Source organism: Chromohalobacter sp. (genome assembly GCF_039830575.1).
Lineage (GTDB): Bacteria > Pseudomonadota > Gammaproteobacteria > Pseudomonadales > Halomonadaceae > Chromohalobacter > Chromohalobacter israelensis.
The window spans coordinates 1-19,855 of sequence record NZ_JBDOOX010000015.1 but is presented as its reverse complement, the minus strand read 5'-3'; the positions used below and the strand labels follow the sequence as shown (position 1 = coordinate 19,855).

21 protein-coding genes and 1 pseudogene are annotated in these 19,855 nt (G+C 60.6%); 16 read left to right on the top strand and 6 right to left on the bottom strand.

All coding sequences use genetic code 11. The features are described 5' to 3' along the window. The first annotated feature begins 7 nt into the window (after window positions 1-7). Window positions 8-706 carry a TVP38/TMEM64 family protein gene (locus ABGX75_RS14730; RefSeq protein ID WP_035413523.1) on the top strand — a complete coding sequence of 233 codons (699 nt, stop codon included), beginning with the start codon at window positions 8-10 and terminating at the stop codon, window positions 704-706. Between the two features lie 3 nt (window positions 707-709). On the opposite strand, the gene ABGX75_RS14725 is transcribed toward ABGX75_RS14730, so the two are convergent. Together ABGX75_RS14725 and ABGX75_RS14720 are read right to left on the bottom strand one after the other, a co-directional pair. Beyond that, window positions 710-2,014 carry a glycosyltransferase gene (locus ABGX75_RS14725; protein ID WP_240673384.1) on the bottom strand — a complete coding sequence of 435 codons (1,305 nt, stop codon included), beginning with the start codon at window positions 2,012-2,014 and terminating at the stop codon, window positions 710-712. Between the two features lie 104 nt (window positions 2,015-2,118). After that, entirely contained in the window at window positions 2,119-3,045 is a 927-nt protein-coding gene (locus tag ABGX75_RS14720; RefSeq protein WP_347411091.1) for a LysR family transcriptional regulator, read from the bottom strand. Window positions 3,046-3,159: 114 nt separating this feature from the next. Here ABGX75_RS14720 and ABGX75_RS14715 point away from each other — a divergent pair, with 114 nt between their 5' ends. The 3 genes from ABGX75_RS14715 (at window position 3,160) to ABGX75_RS14705 (ending at window position 5,693) form a co-directional block, all read left to right on the top strand. Continuing rightward, window positions 3,160-4,041, top strand: coding sequence for an alpha/beta hydrolase (locus ABGX75_RS14715; RefSeq protein WP_110061083.1), 882 nt, complete (start codon window positions 3,160-3,162; stop codon window positions 4,039-4,041). A 7-nt stretch (window positions 4,042-4,048) separates the two neighbouring features. Next, window positions 4,049-5,140, top strand: coding sequence for a tartrate dehydrogenase (locus ABGX75_RS14710; RefSeq protein ID WP_035413517.1), 1,092 nt, complete (start codon window positions 4,049-4,051; stop codon window positions 5,138-5,140). A 115-nt stretch (window positions 5,141-5,255) separates the two neighbouring features. Next, window positions 5,256-5,693 carry a hemerythrin domain-containing protein gene (locus ABGX75_RS14705; RefSeq protein WP_011508070.1) on the top strand — a complete coding sequence of 146 codons (438 nt, stop codon included), beginning with the start codon at window positions 5,256-5,258 and terminating at the stop codon, window positions 5,691-5,693. A gap of 108 nt (window positions 5,694-5,801) precedes the next feature. On the opposite strand, the gene ABGX75_RS14700 is transcribed toward ABGX75_RS14705, so the two are convergent. Beyond that, window positions 5,802-7,388 carry a methyl-accepting chemotaxis protein gene (locus tag ABGX75_RS14700; RefSeq protein WP_347411090.1) on the bottom strand — a complete coding sequence of 529 codons (1,587 nt, stop codon included), beginning with the start codon at window positions 7,386-7,388 and terminating at the stop codon, window positions 5,802-5,804. 296 nt (window positions 7,389-7,684) lie between these two features. On the opposite strand from ABGX75_RS14700, the gene ABGX75_RS14695 reads away from it, so the two are divergent. From ABGX75_RS14695 to ABGX75_RS14660, 8 genes are all read left to right on the top strand, one after another. Next, complete coding sequence (locus tag ABGX75_RS14695) at window positions 7,685-8,716, top strand: SMP-30/gluconolactonase/LRE family protein (protein WP_347411089.1); 1,032 nt, start codon at window positions 7,685-7,687, stop codon at window positions 8,714-8,716. Window positions 8,717-8,933: 217 nt separating this feature from the next. Beyond that, a complete protein-coding gene (locus ABGX75_RS14690) occupies window positions 8,934-9,065 on the top strand; it encodes a hypothetical protein (RefSeq protein ID WP_263433922.1) in 132 nt (43 codons plus the stop codon). Between the two features lie 2 nt (window positions 9,066-9,067). Then, complete coding sequence (locus tag ABGX75_RS14685) at window positions 9,068-10,048, top strand: succinylglutamate desuccinylase (protein WP_347411088.1); 981 nt, start codon at window positions 9,068-9,070, stop codon at window positions 10,046-10,048. A 284-nt stretch (window positions 10,049-10,332) separates the two neighbouring features. Then, window positions 10,333-11,103 (top strand): ATP-binding cassette domain-containing protein, encoded by a 771-nt coding sequence (locus ABGX75_RS14680; RefSeq protein ID WP_011508074.1) that lies wholly within the window; start codon window positions 10,333-10,335, stop codon window positions 11,101-11,103. A 22-nt stretch (window positions 11,104-11,125) separates the two neighbouring features. After that, on the top strand, window positions 11,126-11,842 hold the full coding sequence (locus tag ABGX75_RS14675; RefSeq protein ID WP_011508075.1) for an ABC transporter permease: 717 nt from the start codon (window positions 11,126-11,128) through the stop codon (window positions 11,840-11,842). After that, window positions 11,830-12,561 (top strand): ABC transporter permease, encoded by a 732-nt coding sequence (locus ABGX75_RS14670; RefSeq protein WP_301968881.1) that lies wholly within the window; start codon window positions 11,830-11,832, stop codon window positions 12,559-12,561. The genes ABGX75_RS14675 and ABGX75_RS14670 overlap by 13 nt, the downstream gene beginning before the upstream one ends. Before the next feature lie 36 nt (window positions 12,562-12,597). After that, window positions 12,598-13,389 (top strand): transporter substrate-binding domain-containing protein, encoded by a 792-nt coding sequence (locus ABGX75_RS14665; protein ID WP_035413508.1) that lies wholly within the window; start codon window positions 12,598-12,600, stop codon window positions 13,387-13,389. A 48-nt stretch (window positions 13,390-13,437) separates the two neighbouring features. After that, the gene (locus tag ABGX75_RS14660; protein WP_347411087.1) at window positions 13,438-14,553 is read left to right on the top strand and encodes a succinylglutamate desuccinylase/aspartoacylase family protein; all 1,116 of its coding nucleotides are present in this window, start codon (window positions 13,438-13,440) and stop codon (window positions 14,551-14,553) included. 78 nt (window positions 14,554-14,631) lie between these two features. Here the strand turns inward: ABGX75_RS14660 and ABGX75_RS14655 are convergent, their stop codons facing one another. Then, the gene (locus ABGX75_RS14655) at window positions 14,632-15,177 is read right to left on the bottom strand and encodes a polymer-forming cytoskeletal protein (protein ID WP_181396260.1); all 546 of its coding nucleotides are present in this window, start codon (window positions 15,175-15,177) and stop codon (window positions 14,632-14,634) included. Between the two features lie 169 nt (window positions 15,178-15,346). On the opposite strand from ABGX75_RS14655, the gene ABGX75_RS14650 reads away from it, so the two are divergent. From ABGX75_RS14650 to ABGX75_RS14640, 3 genes are all read left to right on the top strand, one after another. Then, on the top strand, window positions 15,347-15,922 hold the full coding sequence (locus ABGX75_RS14650) for a polymer-forming cytoskeletal protein (RefSeq protein ID WP_347411086.1): 576 nt from the start codon (window positions 15,347-15,349) through the stop codon (window positions 15,920-15,922). 503 nt (window positions 15,923-16,425) lie between these two features. After that, window positions 16,426-17,169 (top strand): hypothetical protein, encoded by a 744-nt coding sequence (locus ABGX75_RS14645; RefSeq protein ID WP_347411085.1) that lies wholly within the window; start codon window positions 16,426-16,428, stop codon window positions 17,167-17,169. 97 nt (window positions 17,170-17,266) lie between these two features. Further along, window positions 17,267-17,512, top strand: a complete 246-nt coding sequence (locus tag ABGX75_RS14640) for a hypothetical protein (RefSeq protein WP_347411084.1) — start codon at window positions 17,267-17,269, stop codon at window positions 17,510-17,512. A 52-nt stretch (window positions 17,513-17,564) separates the two neighbouring features. Here the strand turns inward: ABGX75_RS14640 and ABGX75_RS14635 are convergent, their stop codons facing one another. Then, entirely contained in the window at window positions 17,565-18,554 is a 990-nt protein-coding gene (locus ABGX75_RS14635) for an IS481 family transposase (protein WP_035409841.1), read from the bottom strand. Between the two features lie 589 nt (window positions 18,555-19,143). Between ABGX75_RS14635 and ABGX75_RS14630 the strand changes: the two genes are divergently transcribed. Next, a complete protein-coding gene (locus ABGX75_RS14630; RefSeq protein WP_347411083.1) occupies window positions 19,144-19,497 on the top strand; it encodes a hypothetical protein in 354 nt (117 codons plus the stop codon). Window positions 19,498-19,723: 226 nt separating this feature from the next. Here ABGX75_RS14630 and ABGX75_RS14625 read toward each other — a convergent pair. After that, window positions 19,724-19,855: pseudogene (locus ABGX75_RS14625) on the bottom strand (IS481 family transposase); the annotation flags it as partial.

The window sequence follows — 19,855 nt, the reverse complement described above, 5'->3', positions numbered from 1 at the left end:
TGCCCGCATGTCTCGTTCTCTCGGAATTCTCTTCATCTTGCTCGGTGTCATGCTCGGCTGTGGCCTGCTCTGGCAATGGCTCGCCATGCACGACATTCTGACCCCGCAAGCGCTGCTCCATCTGCTGCAAAATGCCGCCTCATGGCGCGACGCCCCCTGGGCGCCCCTGGCCGTCATGGGTGTGTATGCCCTCACTTCCCTGGTCGTCTTTCCATTGAGCGTGCTAGTCGCTGCCACCGGCCTGGTCTTCGGCCCCGCCTGGGGCTTCGTCTACGCCATGCTAGGGACGCTGTCGGCGTCGATCGCCACTTACTGGGTAGGGAGAGCGCTGGGACGCGACGCACTCCTACGCCACGGCGGCCAGAAGCTCAACGGCCTGGCGCGACTCCTCGCGGGGCGCGGCGTTCGCACCATGGTGTTCTTCAATCTGCTGCCCTTGGCACCCTTCACCTTGACCAACATGCTCGCTGGCGCATGTCACCTGCGCTTTCGCGACTACATGGTCGGCTCCACGCTGGGCATTGCACCGGGCTTGCTGGGCGTCACCCTGCTGGGCAGTCAGCTCGGCTCGCTGATGACCGCGGAAAGTCGCGAAGGCTTGCTGGTCGCCAGCGCCGGCATCGTCGTGGCGGTGGGCTTGCTGTGGGGGCTCAAGCGCTATGCCGACCGACGCGGCAAGCGCGTGACGACGCGCCCGCCGCAGTGACATTCACTTGCTGGGGACTTCTTCCACCGGCGGCGTCTCGCTGACCGGCAGGGTTTGAAACACCGAACGCAGCACGCGGCCGCGATGCCGTAGCAGGCGCCACTCGGCCTCGAGACGACCGCGAACCTTTTCCCAGGCGCCATCGTCGCGTTCCGCCGCACTCGTCTCGGCCTCCAGCACCTGCCGGTAGACCGTCAGGCAGCGCTCGGCACAGCGACGTTCATCGAACGCATGCGCGCTCTCCAGCGCCCCCTGACGCAAGGCCTCGCGCCGTGCCGAGGATTGCAGCGTCTCCAGCGCATTGGCGAAGGCGTCGATATCGTCGCCGGGGAGCATGATGCCGTTGACACCGTCGCGCAGGACTTCACGCACGCCACTGGCGTTGATCGCGACCACCGGCAAGCCCGCCGCCATGGCCTCGGCGATCACCATGCCCTGGGTTTCGCTGTGCGAGGCGAAGGCGAAGGCATCCATGGCGTGGTAGGCATCGATCAAGGCCTGGTCATGCAGCTTGCCGGTGTAGTGAAAACGATCCGCCACACCCTCGCGGGCCGCGTGTTCGTGCATCGCCATGCGTGCCTCGCCCTCGCCGACGATCAGGGCGCGCGCCTTGGGATGTCGCGCCAGAAAACGCGCCAGCGCGGCCGCCAGGAAATCGAGGTTTTTCTCCATCGCCAGACGTCCCACATGCCCCACCACCATGGCGTCATCGGGAATGCCGAAGCGCTGACGCCAGCGCCCGCCGTCACCCTGCGCGAAAGTCCGCGTATCCACGCCACTGGGAATCACGCGCACCTTCTCGGCACGCACGCCGCGCTGGGCCAGCAGCTCAGCGATGCTCTCGCTGGGTGCGATCACCGCATCGCACAACCGCGTGTATTCACTGGCCAGGGCAATGGCGAAACGCTGCATCCGCGGTGAATCGCCGGGAACGTAATGCGTGTAATGCTCGTAGAGCGTGTGGTGGGTGAAAATCAGCGGCAGGCCGTAGGTCTGCGCCACGCGCGCCGCCGTATCCCCCAGCAGGAAGGGGTGGTGCGCATGCACCAGATCGGGCTGGAACGCCTCGATCGCTTCGTACAATTGGCCGGGAACCGGCACGGGGAGGGAAAAATCGCTGCCGTTGAACCGCTGCATGGCCACCACGCGTACGACATCGCGCTCGAAACGCGGCTGTCCGTCCAGTTTCGGCGCCACGATCAGCACGCTATGTCCCTGGCGCTGCAAGCAGCGTTTGAGACGCTGCACGGATTCACTCACCCCACCGACGATCGGGCAGTAGGTGTTGGTGAACATCAGGATATTCAATCCCTCGACTCCCTGTGACCTCGGAAACGCGGCGCGGGGCAGACCCTCTCCGCGAGGCGGCACATCATAGCAGATAGCATAGCCTTGTCGGACACCTCGGGATATCAAGGCGGCGTATCGGGCAACGCCGGCACACGGCCGGTCATCTCCGTGATCATGAAATCGACGAATTTGCGTACCCGCGCGTTTTCCCGCATCCGCTCGCTGTAGAGCAGGTAAAAATCCGCGCGCACCCCCTGCCACTGCGGCAGCAGGGGCACCAGATCGCCGCTCGCCAGGTATTCATGCACATCCCACCAGGAGCGCAGCAATATACCGTGGCCATCGAGCGCCATCCGCGTCATGGCCTCGGCATCGTTGCTGGCCAGTCGACCATTGACGCGCACGGCCCGTTGGCCGCGCGTCCCGTCAGTCGCCTCGAACCGCCACAAGGAATAATCGGTGTCGTTCTCGCGTACGATCAGACACCGATGGTGGGCCAGATCCTCCAGCGTTTCCAGCTTCGGGGCATTGGCCAGATACGCCGGCGCCGCACAGAGTATCCGGCGATTGGAAAGCAGCCGCCTGGCAATCCAGCGCGAATCCGGCGGCTCGCCGACGCGAATGTTGATATCGAATCCCTGCTCGTCGAGCCCCAGCGGGAAGCTGGTCAGTTCCAGCAGCAGCTCCAGTTGTGGATGCAGCTCGGCAAAGCGCGAGATCAGCGGCGCCACATGGCGACGCCCGAAGCCGAACGTGGCGTTTATGCGCAGCCGTCCCGACAGCAAGGCGTCCTGATCACGCAGTGAGGATTCGAGATCGCTCAGGTCGCCGAGGATCATCGCGCCACGCGTCAGATAGCGCTCCCCTTCCGCCGTCAGCGCTAGCCGCCGCGTCGTCCTTGCCGCCAGCGACACCCCCAGACGTGCCTCCAGCTGCTGCAACCGCTTGCTCACCGCCGACAGCGACAGCCCGAGCTCACGCGCCGCGCCGGTCAGGCTGCCGGCCTGAGCCACCCGCTGAAAGAAGGCCAGATCGTCGACCGCCGACATCGGATTCTCCACTTCAACGCAACATTAAATCCAATAATACCCGGATTGTCCCGAAAACTTCAGCCTCTACACTAGGGACAAGCTGCTGGACAAGCCAATGACGAGGCCAAACCAATGTTCGACGGATTTCGCGAATTCGATATCGAGGTGGAAAACGGACTCGTCATTCATGGCGTGATCGGCGGTGAAGGCCCGCCATTGTTGCTGCTCCACGGCCACCCTCAGACCCACGTCATCTGGCATCGACTCGCCCCTCGTCTGGCCGAACGTTACACCGTGATCGCCACCGACTTGCGCGGCTACGGCGACTCCGGCAAGCCTGAGGGAGACCGCCGACACCTCAACTACAGCAAGCGGCGCATGGCATTGGATCAGGTCGCCGTCATGCAGGCATTGGGGTACGAGCGTTTCTTTCTCTGCGGGCATGATCGTGGCGGACGGGTCGCACACCGGCTGGCACTGGATCATGCCGAGCGAGTCGAAAGGCTGATGGTACTGGACATTGCGCCGACGCTGGCGATGTACGAGGCCACCGACCTCGCATTCGCGACCGCCTACTGGCATTGGTTCTTTCTGATCCAGCCCAGACCGCTACCCGAATCCTGGATCGAAGCGGCACCCGCCGATTACGTCACCCGAATCATGGGAAGCCGTCATGCCGGGCTGGACCCGTTCGATCCTCAAGCGATCGCCGAGTACCAACGCTGCCTGGCGCTTCCGGGCGCGGCTCACGGGCTGTGTGAAGACTATCGTGCCTCTCGCACCATCGACCTGGAACACGACCGCTCGGACCGGGAGGCCGGCCGACATCTATCCGTTCCACTGAAAGTACTCTGGGGGGAATTCGGCACCATCGAACGTTGCTTCGATGCACTCGCCGAGTGGCGTGCCGTTTCCGGCGCTGGCGTCGAGGGCGGCACGCTGCCCTGCGGACATTACCTCCCCGAAGAAGCACCGGATGCAATCCTTCATCAACTCATCGACTTCATGAGGTAAGCCAACCATGGCCAACGACCAGGCACCCCGCAAGGCTCACAGCATCGCCGTCATTCCCGGTGACGGCATCGGCACCGAAGTCACGCCGGAAGGCGTTCGCGCCCTGAAGGCCGCGGCCGAACGCTTCAACATCGATCTCACCTTCGAAGACTTCGACTTCGCCAGCTGCGACTACTATCTCGAGCACGGCCAGATGCTGCCGGATGACTGGAAGGCCACGCTCTCCCGGTTCGATGCCATCTTCTTCGGCGCCGTCGGCATGCCCGAGAAGGTTCCCGATCACGTGTCGCTGTGGGGCTCGTTGCTGCAGTTCCGGCGCGAGTTCGACCAGTACATCAATCTGCGCCCCTGCAAGCTGATGCCCGGCATCAAGAGCCCGCTGGCCGACCGCCAGCCCGGCGAGATCGACTTCTACGTGGTACGCGAGAATACCGAGGGCGAGTATTCGAGCATCGGCGGCAAGATCTTCGAGGGCACGCCCCGCGAGACGGTGATGCAGGAAACCGTGATGACGCGCACCGGGGTCGACCGCGTTCTCAAGTACGCTTTCGAGCTCGCTCGGAAGCGTCCGCGCCGCAAGCTCACCTCGGCCACCAAGTCCAACGGCATCTCGATCACCATGCCGTATTGGGACGAGCGCGTGAAAGCCATGCACGGCGCGTACCCCGAGGTCGCGGTGGACCAATTCCACATCGACATTCTCGCCGCCAACTTCGTGCTCCATCCCGACTGGTTCGACGTGGTCGTCGCCAGCAATCTGTTCGGCGACATCCTCTCCGACCTGGGGCCCGCCTGTACCGGTACCATCGGCGTTGCCCCCTCGGCCAACATCAACCCCGAAGGCGACTTCCCCAGCCTCTTCGAACCGGTCCACGGCAGTGCCCCGGACATCGCCGGTCAGGGCGTCGCCAACCCCATCGGCCAGATCTGGTGCGGCGCGATGATGCTCGATCATCTGGGTCACGAGGACGCCGGCAAGGCCATGCTCGACGCCATCGAGTCGGTTCTCGCCAAGGCCGACCCCGGCGTGCTGACGCCCGATCTCAAGGGCCAAGGCACGACGCGCGACCTGGCGCAGGCCATCATCGAGGCGATCTAGATGCCGCACCCGAGCACGACTCGCGCCGACGACGCGCATCGCTTAAGGTAGGAAAAGGGCTCGGGGTGGCACGTACACCACGAGCCCTGACCGTGAACGATCTAGGGAGAGGATCATGACGTTATTCGAAGCACTTCGCGAAAGTCACGACAAACAGCGCACCCTGCTCGACCTGCTGGTCAAGACCCAAGGCGACAGCGACGGCCGCGATGAGCTGTTCAAGCGCGTGCGCGCCGAGCTGGAACATCACGCCGGCGCCGAGGAGCGGGCGCTCTACGTGCCGATGATGGAGCACGACATGACCCAGGAAAAAGCGCGGCATAGCGTGGCCGAACATCATGAGATCGATGAGTTGATCGAGACGCTGGAGGAAACCGACTATAGCTCGCCGGGTTGGGTCGCGGCCGCACGCCAGTTGCAGGAGCTCGTCACCCACCATCTCGACGAAGAAGAACAGGAAGTCTTCCAGCTGGCCGGGCGTGTCTTCGACGATGCCACCAAGCAGTCGCTGGCCGAGACGTACCAGGAGGAAATGCGTCGCCTGGCATCGTGATACCAGCTCCCGTGATACCAGCTCCGCTCATGCAAACGCCCCGGCGGTCACCGCCGGGGCGTTTACGTTTCGTTGGCGTGCGCGAACGATGCGCACGCCGTGTCGAGGCTAGCGATCCGAGGCCACGCGGAAGCGTACCACCGCCTGGTAGAGATCGGCGGCCTGCGTCTCGAGCGACCCGGCGGCGCCCGCTGCCTGCTGCACCAGCGCCGCGTTTTGCTGGGTGACCTGGTCCATCTGGGTGACGGCCTGGTTGACCTGCTCGATGCCCGAGGACTGCTCCTGCGAAGCAGCCGAGATCTCGGCCATCAAGTCGCTGACACGCTGGGCACCATCGCGAATCTCGCCCATCGCGCTATCGGCCTGGTCGACGAGTTCGGCCCCGGCATTGACGTGGCTCACCGAGCCCTCGATCAACGTCTTGATATCGCGTGCCGCGTCTGCACTGCGACTGGCCAGATTGCGCACCTCGCTGGCGACCACCGCGAAACCACGGCCTTGCTCCCCGGCACGCGCCGCTTCCACGGACGCATTGAGCGCCAGCAGATTGGTCTGGAAGGCGATGTCATCGATCATCGAGATGATATCGGCCACCTTGCTGGAACTGGAACGAATCTCGCCCATGGTGCTCACGACCTGGGAAATCACTTCCTGGCCATGTGCCACCGACGCCGTGGTGGCATCCGAAAGCTTGTTGGCCTGATTGGCGTTTTCCGCATTCTGGCGCACCGTCGCGGTCAACTCTTCCATGCTCGATGCGGTCTCCGCCAGCGACGCCGCCTGTTCCTCGGTACGCGAGGACAGGTCGTTGTTGCCCGAGGCGATTTCCCGCGAGCCCTGGTCGATGGCCTCGCTGGACTGACGGATACGGGCGATCGTGCGACTCAGTTCGAGTCGCATGCGCTCGATGGCGTACATCAGGCTTTGCGTATCGCCGTCGCGCAATGCAGTGGGCGTGGTCAGATCGCCCTCGGCGATGCGCCCCACCACGCGCGCCGCCTCGTCGGGCTCGCCCCCGAGACTGCGGTAGACGCTGCGGATCACCACCAGGAAGGCCGCCGTCAAGAAACCGCCCGCGACGAGCAGCACCAGTGCGTATGTCCAGAGCTTGTCGATGAAGGCGGCCTGGATATCGTTGGTATAGACGCCGGCCGCCATGTTCCAGCCCCAGGGCTGGAAACGCTCGACGTAGCTCAGCTTGGGAAAGAGCGCGTCACTGCTCGCATCGCGCGAGGCATACGGCAAGTAACCGCTGCCTTCCTCCGCGAGCGACGCCAGATCACGATAAACGGCCACGCCGTTGGGATCTTCGTAATTCGACATGTCCGTACCGGCGTCACGGCGCGGATGGTAGACGAGCTCGGCATCGGCGTTGAAGACGAAGACATAGTTGTCGCGGTCGCTGCCGAAGCGGATCGCATCGAGATCTTTCGTCGCGCGAGCCTTGGCTTCGGCTTCGCTCAATTCGCCCGCCTCGACCTGCTCGGCATAGCCGTTCAACAGGGTGTGCACCATGCCAATGGTGTTGGAAAGCGCCTGCTTGCGCTCTTCGAACATCACGTTGCGACTCTGCCACGCCAGGCTGACTACGATGGCGATCATCACCAGCCACATCAGCCCCAGCGTCAACCATAGCTTGCGCTTGAGTGTCCACCGCGTCGGCGTCGGCGCGACGCCGGCATCGTCTGCGGCCACGGGCGCCGTTGTCTCGCCCGAGTGAGCGACTACGCTCGAATCAGTCATTAACCCCCCCTTGCCCTTTGCGTACATTCATCATGATTGATGCAAGGGTATTATCGACCGTCGTGGCCTGTTCTTTAGGGTATTGCCGCAATGTGAGTGTCCACTTCGACCAGCACGCTCGCAGCGCAAGCACCGCTGCCTCTCCCCTATTGGTCGAATAGGTTCAACATACGGTTCAGAGAGTTCTACATTCAAAAGACAGGAACCTCGTCACACACCCTCACTTTCAACGACAAGGACCCCACGCCATGACCATGGGACGCCGCCAGTTTCTGGCTACCTCGACCGCTTTCGCCGCCACGGCGACCTTCGCGCCGACGCTATTGGCGCAGACGAACGGCACCGGTACGCCGCAGCGTTATCCCGACGATGCCTGGCAGGTACTCGACGATCGGTTCAAGCCTTATTACGTCTTCAACACGCCGCTGGAGCGCCAATGGAGCGGCGGCTTGTGGCTCGAAGGCCCCGCCTGGAACGCCGTGGGCCGCTACGCCGTGTTCAGCGACATCCCCCGTGCCCAGCAAATGCGCTGGGACGAGGCCAGCGGCACGGTCAGCGTCCTGCGCGAAGGCGTCGGCCATTCCAACGGCAATACCTTCGACCGCTGGGGACGTCTGGTGGCATGTGAGCACTCACCCGCCCGCGTGGTGCGCTACGAATGGGACGGCAGCCTGACGGTGCTGGCCACGCATTATCAGGGCAAGCGCCTCAACGCCCCCAATGACCTGGTCGCCCTCGACAACGGCGGCATCCTGTTCACCGACCCGGGCTACGGCGCCCACGTGGACTACGAAGGCCACAAGCGCGAACTCGAGCTCGACCCGGCGATCTATTACATCGATGACGACCTCGACGAGCCGAGACTGTTTTCCGATGCCCTCTACAAGCCCAACGGCATCGCGCTCTCCGCCGACAAGCGCACCCTCTACGCCAGCGATACCGCGCCTTCGCACTATCCCGATCAGCCGGCCACCATCTCGCGCTGGCGTCTGGCGGCGGATGGCACCGCTCAGGGCGACCGTGAGATCGTGATCTCGAGCCAGGACGAGGGCTACGACGGCATCACCCTGGACCAGGACGGCAACATCTGGAGCAGCGTCTCGGGCGGGGAAGGCAAGGACGGCGTGTCGGTCTTCACCCCCGGCGGCGAGCGCCTGGCTCGCATCCTGCTGCCGGAAGTGTGCGCCAACGTGTGCTTCGTGGGGAAGGATCGCAACCGGCTGCTGATGACGGCCAGCCAGTCGATCTACACCCTCTACACCGGCGCCCGAGGTCTCTGACGCCAAGCGTTGACCGTTATCGACCGTTGCCCGGTTTTCATCGTGGAGCCAGGCATTTTCATTACTCCGACCTCCCCTCTTGTGGTCGTGCGCCCGGCTCGTAATGTAGGGATATCGACAGCGCTAATCCCGCATTAGCGCAGCTTGCAGCCAACAGCGCGCCCGCGCGCGGATATCGCGATACGCGGACGTCGCCATAACACAACAGGCGCACGACATGATCGACCAAGCGTTCCTCACGCCGTCATCGAGTCACGACGGGGCTCTTGAGCAGGATTCCTCCACCATCGGCATGCATGCACCCGGTGTCTTCACCGAGGGGTGCGGTGCGCACCGCGAGGAGCGTTGAGCATGCTCGACGACTGGCTCGCCTTCAGCCTCGACGGTACGCCGCCGGCCGTCGATCGGGGCACGGTGCCGGGCGGTCGCTACCGTCTGCTGGCGCCGGGGCTGCTGGAGCTGACTCCCGACGCCCCTGCCCCCCATGCCCACGCCTGCGTCATCTCGGCGGGCATTCATGGCAACGAGACCGCGCCCATCGAGCTCGTCGGCGAATGGCTGGCACGCCTGGAAGCCGGCCGCTCGACGCTGGGCGCGCCGGTGCTGGTGATACTCGGCAACCTGGAAGCGATTCGCCGCGGGGAGCGCTTCTGCACCACGAATCTCAACCGCCTGTTTCGGCGTGACCTTGACCTCTCGGGACCCGAGCCCGACCGCGCCCGCGAGTTGATGAGTGCGGTGGACGCCTTCTTTGCCCGCCATCGCTTGCCGCGCCTGCACTACGACATGCACACCGCGATTCGCGAGAGTCGCTATCCGTGTTTCGCCGTCGACCCCCACGCCGAGACGCGCACGACGCACGAACAATGGCGCTGGCTGGCCGCCGCCGGCATGCAGGCGATCCTGCATCAACATCGCCATAGCTGGACCTTTTCGCATTATTCGAAGCATTATCACGGCGCGCAGGCCTTCACCCTGGAGCTCGGCAAGGTACGCCCCTTCGGCGAGAACGATCTGGCCGCGCTGACCGGCATGAGCCGCCTGCTCGACGCCCTGCTCGAGGGGCGCCCGGCCCCCGAGGGCGAGGTCGACAGCATGCGCTTCTTCGGTGTCGTCACCGAGCTGATGCGCCAGTCGAGCGACTTCCAGTTGCGCTTTGCCGAGACGACGCCCAACTTCACCGAGTTCGCCGTGGGTACGCCACTGGCGCACGATGGCGAGGTCGGCGACATCCGCGTCGAGGATGCCCCGGTCGCGGTGGTGTTTCCCAATGCGCAGGTGGAAGTCGGTGCACGTGCCGCGCTCCTGGTGCGTGCCTGCCCGCCGCCGTAGACGCGCCATTTCATTCGCCGCGCCGCGTTTCGCACACGGCGCTCATCACGACAACACTCACAACGACAACAACGACAGGACGATCTCCCATGCCCAAAACGACGCATTCATACAACAAAAGTCGTATCATCGGCCGCCAAGTCGAGTCTACTCGGTCGCTCGCGGCCTGCTAGAATCGCTCCCTTTTCGCGCTAGCCGCCCCAAGGTCACCACACCGCGCTCCTTGGCTTCTTCATCGCCGCCGGTGTGCCGACCGTGACTTACCGCCACGTTTGGAGCTTTTCATGGCTGATACGCCCATTCCCCTCGAAGTGCGAGACATCACCAAGCGCTTCGGTGACAACGAAGTCCTCAAGGGGCTCTCCCTCACCGCCCACAAGGGCGACGTGATCACGCTGATCGGCGCCTCCGGCTCCGGCAAGAGCACCTTCCTGCGCTGCATGAACCTCCTCGAACAGCCCAATGAAGGCGAATTGATCGTGCATGGCGAGAACATCGCCTTCAAGACCACGCGTCATGGCCGCGAGCCCGCCGACTGGAAACAGGTCGAACGCATTCGCGCCAAGCTTTCGATGGTCTTCCAGAGTTTCAATCTGTGGGCCCACATGACGCTGCTCGAAAACGTCATCGAGGCGCCGATCCATGTGCTGGGCAAGACCCGCAAGGCGGCCACCGAGCATGCCCGCGAGCTGCTCGATCGGGTGGGCCTGCTCGACCATGCCGACTACTACCCGGCCCAGATGTCGGGCGGCCAGCAGCAACGCGGCGCCATCGCCCGCGCCCTGGCCATGGATCCGGAAGTGATGCTGTTCGACGAACCGACCTCGGCGCTCGACCCCGAGCTCGTCGGCGACGTGCTCAAGGTCATGCGCGACCTGGCGAAAGAGGGCCGCACCATGATCGTGGTCACCCACGAGATGAGCTTCGCGCGCGACGTGTCCACGCAGGTCATCTACCTGCACCAGGGCATGGTCGAGGAAGCCGGGCCGCCGGAAGAAGTGCTGGGCAACCCCCAGTCGGAACGCCTCCAGCAATTCCTGGCACCCAAGCACTGATGCCGCGACGGGAGAACATCGCATGATCGACCTGCAGGGCTACGGCCCCCGGCTTCTCGAAGGTGCCCTGGTCACGGTGGAAGTCGCCGTGCTGTCGTTGTTGCTGGCCCTGGTCCTGGGCCTGCTCACCGCCAGCGCCAAGCTGTCTCGCCACCGACTCTTGCACCGGATCGCCACGCTCTATACCACCCTCATCCGCGGGGTGCCCGACCTGGTATTGATGCTGCTGCTGTTCTTCGGCGGCCAGATGGGCGTCAATGCCATCACCGACTGGCTGTATTACCAGTTCGATGTGGATATCTTCATCAACATCAACGAATTCGTCGCCGGCGTCGTCACCATCGGCTTCATCTTCGGCGCCTACATGGGCGAGACATTCCGGGGCGCCTTCCTCGCCGTCGACAGCGGCCAGCTCGAGGCCGGACGCGCCTACGGCATGTCCAGCCGTCTCATCTTCCGGCGCATTCAGTTTCCGCAAATGATGCGTCACGCCCTTCCCGGCCTGGGCAACAACTGGATGGTACTGCTCAAGACCACGGCCCTGGTCTCCGTCATCGGGCTTTCCGACATGGTGCGCATCGCCGCCGAGGCGACCAAGGCCACCCATGAACCCTTCCTGTTCATGATCCCGGTCGCCGTCATCTATCTGCTGATCGCGAGCGTGTCGGAGTGGGGCGTGGCGCGACTGCAAAAACGCTATAACGTCGGTTTCGGGGAGGCGGACGAATGGAACAACTGAACGCCTGGTTCACCGAACTGCTCGCGGGCAACGCCATCTTCACGGCCAACACCCTGGGGTATTACCTCGACGGGCTGGGCAATACCGTGCGGCTGGTCTTCTTGTCCCTTGTCATCGGCCTGCTGCTGGCCGTGCCTCTCGCCATTGCCCGCGGCTCGCGCCGCAAGTGGATCAAATGGCCGGTGTTCTTCTACACCTACGTGTTTCGCGGCACGCCGCTGCTGATTCAGCTATACATGATCTATTACGGCGTGGTGTTCATCGAGGGCATTCAGGACACCATTCTGTGGGTGGTGCTCAAGGATGCCTTCTTCCCTGCGCTGATCGCCTTCACGCTCAATACCGCCGCCTATACCACCGAGATCTTTCATGGCGCGATCAAGGCCACCTCGCGCGGCGAGATCGAGGCTGCAAGGGCATACGGCATGTCGCGCGGGCTCATGATGCGCCGCATCATCCTGCCCAGTGCCTTTCGTCGCGCCCTGCCCGCCTACGGCAACGAGGTGATCTTCATGCTCCATGCCAGCGCCATCGCCAGCGTGGTGACGATCATGGACCTCACGGGGGCCGCCCGCTTCGTCTATGCCCGCTTCTACGCGCCCTTCGACGCCTTCCTGTTCGTGGCGGCGATCTACCTGTGCTTGACCTTCGCCATCCTGTATCTCTTCCGCTATCTGGAAAAGAAACTCCTGGCGCACCTCAAGCCGATCAACGGTTGAAGCATTGCGCTTCACGACGACCGCGAGATTGTTGACATGAAAAAGCTGCTCACGCTGACCCTGCTGGGAATGTTCCTGGCGACCGGCACCGCCGAGGCACGGGGTACCGACGAGGTGCGCCTGGCCATCGACGTGCCTTACGAGCCCTTTGTGTATCGCACCCCGGAAGGAGAACTGGCGGGCTTCGAGATCGACCTCGGCAACGAGCTGTGTGCCCGCGCCGATCTCGAATGCACCTGGGTCGAGCAATCCTGGGACGGCATCATCCCCGGGCTTCTCTCGCGCAAATACGACGCCATTCTCTCCTCGATGGCCATCACCCCCGAGCGCGAAAACCAGGTGCTGTTTTCGATTCCCTACTACAACACCCCCAGTGTCTGGATCACGCGGCGTGACCGCGACATCGACATCAGCGACAAGGCCTCGCTCGAGGGGCTTTCCGTCGGCGTGCAACGCGGCACCATCCGCGACAGCTACGTCACGCAGATGTACGGCGACACCCTCGACATTCGCCGTTACTCGTCATCGCAGGATGTCGCCAACGACCTCGTCGCCGGGCGTCTCGATCTCTCGTTCGAGGACTATCCCCTGGCCGTGGACACCTTCCACTTCAATGAAGCGGACAGCGAGTTCAAGCAGATTGGTGACAGCATCAAGAAACCCGTTTCCATTTTCGGCAAGGGCGCGGCGATGGCCTTTCGCAAACGCGACGAGGCCCTCGCCGAGAAGTTCAATGCGGCGCTGCGCGACGTCTATGCCGATGGCACCTTCGATGAGCTGATGCACCAGTACTTCGACTACGACTTGTCACTCCCCGTCGGCGAATGATATCCGATGGCCGGCGGCTTCGGCCGCCGGCACTTTCAAGGAAAGATAATGCGACACCACACGCATCCCTTGCTGAGCCCCGTTCCCGGCACCCAGCGCGCGCTGGAAAGCTTCCACTTCGGCCCCGATGACGCGCGGCGCGTCTACATTCAAGGCTCGCTGCACGCCGACGAGCTCCCCGGCATGCTGGTCGCCTGGAAGCTCAAGCAACGCCTGAAAGCGCTGGAAGAGGCCGGTCAACTCAAGGCGCATGTCATCGTCGTCCCCGTCGCCAACCCCATCGGGCTCGACCAGCAGTTGATGGACATTCCGCTGGGGCGCTATGACTTCGAGAGCGTGAGCAATTTCAACCGGGGCTATCGCGATCTCACCGATGCCATCGCCGAGGGACTGGAAACCGCCCTGACTCAAGATCCCGTCCATAATCGGGACGAGATTCGGCGACGCTTCATCGCCGTGCTGGACGCCACCCAGGCCACCTCGACCTACGAGTCCCTGCATCTGACGCAGCAACGCCTGGCCTGCGAGGCGGATTTCATCCTCGACCTGCATTGCGACTTCCACGCCGTCGAACATCTCTATACCACCCCGGCGGCATGGCCCGACTTCGAGCCCCTGGCACGTTATTTCGGCGCCAAGGCCAGCATGCTCGCCACCGACTCCGGCGGTGGCTCGTTCGACGAATGCTTCACCCTGGTCTGGGAGCAGCTACGCGAGCGCTTCGGCGACCGCTTTCCCATTCCCTATGGCAGCCAGTCGATCACGCTCGAACTGCGCGGCCAGCAGGACGTGGAGCATGCCATGGCCGATCGCGATGCCGAGGCGATCCTCGACTGGATGCGCTACCACGCCCTGATCGACGGTGACGCGCCGCCGTTGCCGGCATTGCCCTACCCCGCCACCGAACTCGCCGCCATGGACTTCCTGCGCGCGCCGGCAGGCGGCCTGGTGGTCTTTCACATGGCGCCCGGGCGGGAAGTCAAGAGCGGCGACCTGATCGCCGAGATCATCGATCCCATCAGCGACGCCGTACACGCCGTGCGGGCCGAACAGGACGGCATGTTCTATGCCCGTACCCAGCGCCGCATGGCCACCGCCGGCATGATCATCGCCGACGTCGCCGGCCACCACGCGCACCGCAGCGGCTACCTGCTGGCGCCGTGAAACAGGGCTGACCCTCGAATGTAATAGCAGGACCGCAAAAGCAAGCGACGGCAAAAGTGGGCGGTGACGGATAGCACATCATTTAACCGTCGATTTTAGCCAGGCGCCGCTTTCACATTTCAGGCGTGTTGCGTCAATGCTGCCGCTTACGCGTGCACTGGAGAGCATGATGGCTTGATCCGTGGCCATGAGCTGGCCGGTGACACTGCCGGCAACGCAAATCGTACGCGCCTCGATACGCGGAGATACGCTGCCCGCTTCGTTGACCATGACAGAGTGCTCCCAGGCCGTGACATGGCCAACGATGGCGCCACTGATGACCAGCGCTTCATGAGCACTCACATCACCGTCGATACGCAGCGTCGAACCAATTAGGCTTCCGCCGGACGCGGACAAACATGGGGTGATTTCTGTCGGTGGGGATGTCGGTAAATCTTCCTTGGCGGGATTTTGCGGCTGAGTCGGTAGATTGGAGGCTTCTTGGGAGGGAGATTGACGCTGCTGCTGACGACAGGAAGACGGCTGGGCTGCGGAGGCACGATGTTTGATACGCCTCTTGCCGTCCAACACAATGATGATGAGCGCTATCAAGCTCAAGACGAAAAATACATCCGCGCCCCCCATAATGGCCCCTCGGTCAGCATAGAACGTACAAGTATAGGCAGGTTTCTACACACTGAGAAAACACGACTAACAAGCCTTTTCGTCAGCTACTCATCCTTTTGATCTCAAGCCGACAAGGCAATATTTCCTGATACGGTTATTCTTACTTACCCGACTCGGACCTACCCCTATGTTCAGCAAGCACAAACCCGACAGTGTTCCTGCCGACCATACGGTGCCGCCTCCCGCCTCCCCCAAAAGCACCGCCCAAGCGGACGGGTCACGAGACAAGACCGGGCGAACCGCTATCATCGGCGCCCAAACCAGCATTAAAGGTAACGTCATCGGCGAGGAAGAACTGATTATCGATGGCCAAGTAGCGGGTACCGTAGAGTTCAAGCACAACACGGTCAGCATCGGCAATACCGGCCGTGTGGAAGGGGATATCTATGCCCAGACGCTACACGTAGCAGGGCATGTCGAAGGCCGACTGATCGCCTCTCACAAGATTTCCATCCATCATACAGCATATATCGTTGGCACCATCATCACCCCCTGCCTGGTGCTGGAAGACGGAGCCGTCTTTCAGGGCAGCATCGATATGGACGCCGAAAACGAAGTCCTGCTCTCCACCTTTGAAGGCGAGGTCGACAAGTCGACGCCTCATCGCGCCCAGGACCAAGAAGACACGGTGGATGATTTTGAGGAAGCCGACGCGACAACGCCAACCTCTGAGGAAGACATATATCACGAGGATAAATCTTGACCCTGGCCTCCGCGCAGCAATCACCACCGAAAACGGGTAGCCCAAGCTGCCCGTTGCGTTGCAAGTAAGCCAGCACTTACCATCCTCACCCGCCGATAATCACCGTTCTCTCCAGGCCACGAACTGCATCGATAAGTAGCGCCTTATCCGCTTTGCTGACCGACCTCATCCCGCCTAGTATGAATCTCCAAGACCGCTTAGACGGCTCAAAAAATAACCGATACACACGGGACTACCGCATCAACACGATATGCAGTGGCCTGGGCGGTAGCGTGCCTGCTGACGGCTCCGCACCTCACCGAAGTGCTGACAGAGCAACAGAAGCCGGCAAAGGCAGCAGGCACGCGAATACTGCGTAGATTGCCGAAGTATTTTTAATTCTTTTTAAAATCAAAAGCTTAGGTTGGCAATGGCGGGCAAGGTAAGATTTATTGAACGCGCCGGCTCGTTCAAGTAGCAAAACGAGCGCGCTATCTAATACCTGTTAAAATTCGAGGAGGAGCATGCCAAAAAGCAAAGCATTTCATTCATTTGAGTCAAAACTTGCTTATTTTGATGACGATATTGAGCTTATCGATGTGCTCCGGGATGGTGTTCTAGGAGGGGATCTGACAGATCCGCAAACTAATAATCTTCTGAAGCACTTGAACCCTCAAAAGCACCAGCATTTGGCAAGACGTCAGAACTCCGAAGGTAGCAGAAGAAATACTATAAACCATCTGAGGCAGACGGTTTACTCATCCTATCTGAAAGACTTGTATGAAGAAGTAACCGATTATCTGAGGCTGATTTTAGAGCAAGCGTCACGTAATGGTTTTAATGCCAATCGAGTGATTGGAGAGCATTCCTTTAAAATGGATGCAAAGCTTGTGCTTGCCTTGGGGAACTGGGATGCAGTTTGCCAAGCGGTTACTGAATCGGTCTTCCAGTCTCTGGAAGCTGAGAGAAGCACCTTGAACTTGCTTAGAAAGGTTGCGAGTAAACTCGGCTTGGACATAGATGATCAACTAATCGACAATGCTCTTCCGTATTTGGAAGTACGGCATTTTCTAGTGCATTCGGATGGTCAATTAAGTCAGGAATATATTGCTAAATATCCTCATATTCATCGAAGAGGAAACGGCAACGTCAACCTGACTTACACACTGATAAGCAACGCAAGATCATCCGTTCAAGCATTGATAACAGCGTATGACGAAGAAGTAACGGGTAAGAACCTAATTTCGCCACAAGATCTTATGCCGTAGAAGTTTTAACAAGTGGCTGTTGGCGGACGCACCTACGCTGCGCTCCGGTTCGCCGCAAAGCCAAGCGTTAAATATTTACAAACCCGGAGAGTGAATTATGGACTTTGAGGATTTCAGAAAAAGAGAAGAGGAACTTCAGCGCCAAGTCTACGTAGCTGATGGGCACATCGTTATCAACGTGAGCTATGAGTATAACGTTGCGTTAAATAGCTGCGATTCAGCGGAGAAACTCCTACATTGGGTTTGGCATCTCACAGAAAAAACGTGGATGACCAACATGGCGATGCGTCGCTTTATTGAGTTGGCATGCCGAGAGAATGGAATCGAAATGAAAGATGCTTAGCTACCATTTTTGCATTCAACCAAATTTATAAAAATATTAGGATTTTCTATGCCTATATGTCGGGTCCCGTGTGATTAACCACCCGCCTGGTAAATAAGTCAGGCCGTTTAGTCTGCCATTCTTTCATCATCGCAATAGGTGATTGATGGTGCAGTGCCTTCTGCGGGATGTGGTGATTGTACAGCCAGGTATAGCGTTTCAGCGTCTGTTCCAGGTCCTCGCCTGAGGCATAGCGCCGAGTCGCCAGCACGTCGCTGATGCGGCCGTTGAAGCGCTCCACCATGCCGTTCGTTTGCGGCTTTCCCGGCTTGATCAGGCGGTGTTCGATGTCATGTGCCTGGCACTCCTGGTCAAACGGATGCCGGCCGCTGGGCTTGCGCTCACCTGCACGTGTGAAGCGATCGGTAAAGGATTTGCCGTTGTCAGTCAGCACCGTCTGGATCTTGAAGGGCGCCTTCTCTTCCACCTGCTTCATGAACGCGCGAGCATCCTTCGCGGACTGACTGCTTCGGATCTCCAGATACACCCAACGCGTGGCGCGATCGATGGCGACGTACAGGTAGCGTTTCTGCTGCTCGTCGGGCATCCGAGGCAGGTGCTTGATGTCGATGTGCACATACCCCGGTTCGTAGTCCTTGAAGGGCTTGTGCCTCGGTTTCTCGTCATCTCCGATGTCCTGCCGAGCCAGTTCCGCCAGTGTCGGCACGCCGCGCCGCTGGAGCATGCGATGCAGGCCGGAGCGAGACAACCGGGAGTTCAGGAACTCACGCGCCACGACGAGGAGATCATCCAGGCCGAGGCGAAGGAATTCGCGTGCTGCGATCAGCACCTCCTCCTGCTCGGGCGTGAGCGTGGCCAGCAGGTTGTGACGCGTGTGCGATCGATCATGGACATCGTCACGGTAGCGCCAGCGCCGTATGGTCGCGGTGGCGACACCATACTGGCGAGCCAGCTCGCTATCCGTGATGCTGGAGGGCGCTGCCTGGATCTCGGCCCGGATCTTCGGTGTCGTGGTCGCTTGTTTATGCAGCTTGATGTCCATGAACTTGCTCCCGGATGAATTGCTGAAGAAGCTCTCTCGCTGCTAGCAGAGGATAACTTCTATAGGCGATCCGATCATCAGGGACCCTACACCTATAGTGATTACTTTTGACATTGAAGGTGCGCCTCCCCAAGAGAGGAATCGAATCCAAAGCTTTTTTGAGCGTTTTGGGTGGCAGAATCTAGGCGGCAGCTCGTACCGGTATCCGAAGCTCGGTACACAAGATCAGCCGGTTGAGGATTGGTTCAATCACGTTATTCCGGCACTTACACTGTTCCGCCAATATTTAATAAACAGTGAAAGGCCGTTAAGTTCCTTTACACTTGATACCCAATCTACCACGGGATATGAACCTGAAAATTCATTTGGCTCACCTCCGCAGACTGGTGACGCGATAAGGCTATACAGACCTGGAAATACTGCCTTTGGTGAACGCAACCTACGCGACTGGATTGATGACCTTTCTTACCCCTACTAAGTCGGAAGTTATTTAAAATCGGCTGCACAGCGACCGATTTTCCGCCGCTTCGCGGCTACAAACCGGCGCGTGAGCCGGGCGTTATGCAATCAAACCAACGGAGAAACACCTATGAAAAAAGCAATATTAGTAATTTCGGCAATAGTAGCATTTTCAGGCGTAGCGCAAGCAGAGGACTATTTACACGGTCAATCTGGCACTACATATCAAAGTATTGGTAATACAACCTATGGTTCCAATGGTTCCACTTCACAACAAATTGGAAATACCTCATACGGCAGCAATGGTTCAACATCACAACGTATTGGTAACACCACCTACCATTCTGACGGCTCGACATCTCAGCAAATCGGTAACACTCTTTATAACTCCGACGGCAGTACCGTTCAGCGCATAGGCAATACAACTTATGGTTCAGATGGTACAACTTGCCAAAAAATCGGCAGCCAAACCTACTGCAACTAAATGCATAACAAGGCCAGCCAGAGGGACAGCCAAACCGCTGCGCGCTTTGTCTGCCCCTGCTGGCGGCGTTAAGCGTTGACGCAGCCTTCCAAACGATGGTCAAGCCTTGCCGCACAGAGGAGGTCGTAGATGACCAAGTCCGAACTATCGAACGTCTATCGAGACTACATCACCTGCTTGAACAGGCAGGATTGGCCATCGCTGGCGCGCTTCGTTCATGCAGGCGTTAAGTGTCGGGTCCCGTGTGATTAACCACCCGTTTGGTAAATAACTCAGGCCGCTTGGCCTGCCATTCCTTCATCGCCGTGATCGGCGATTGATGATGCAGCGCTTTCTGCGGGATATGGTGATTGTACAG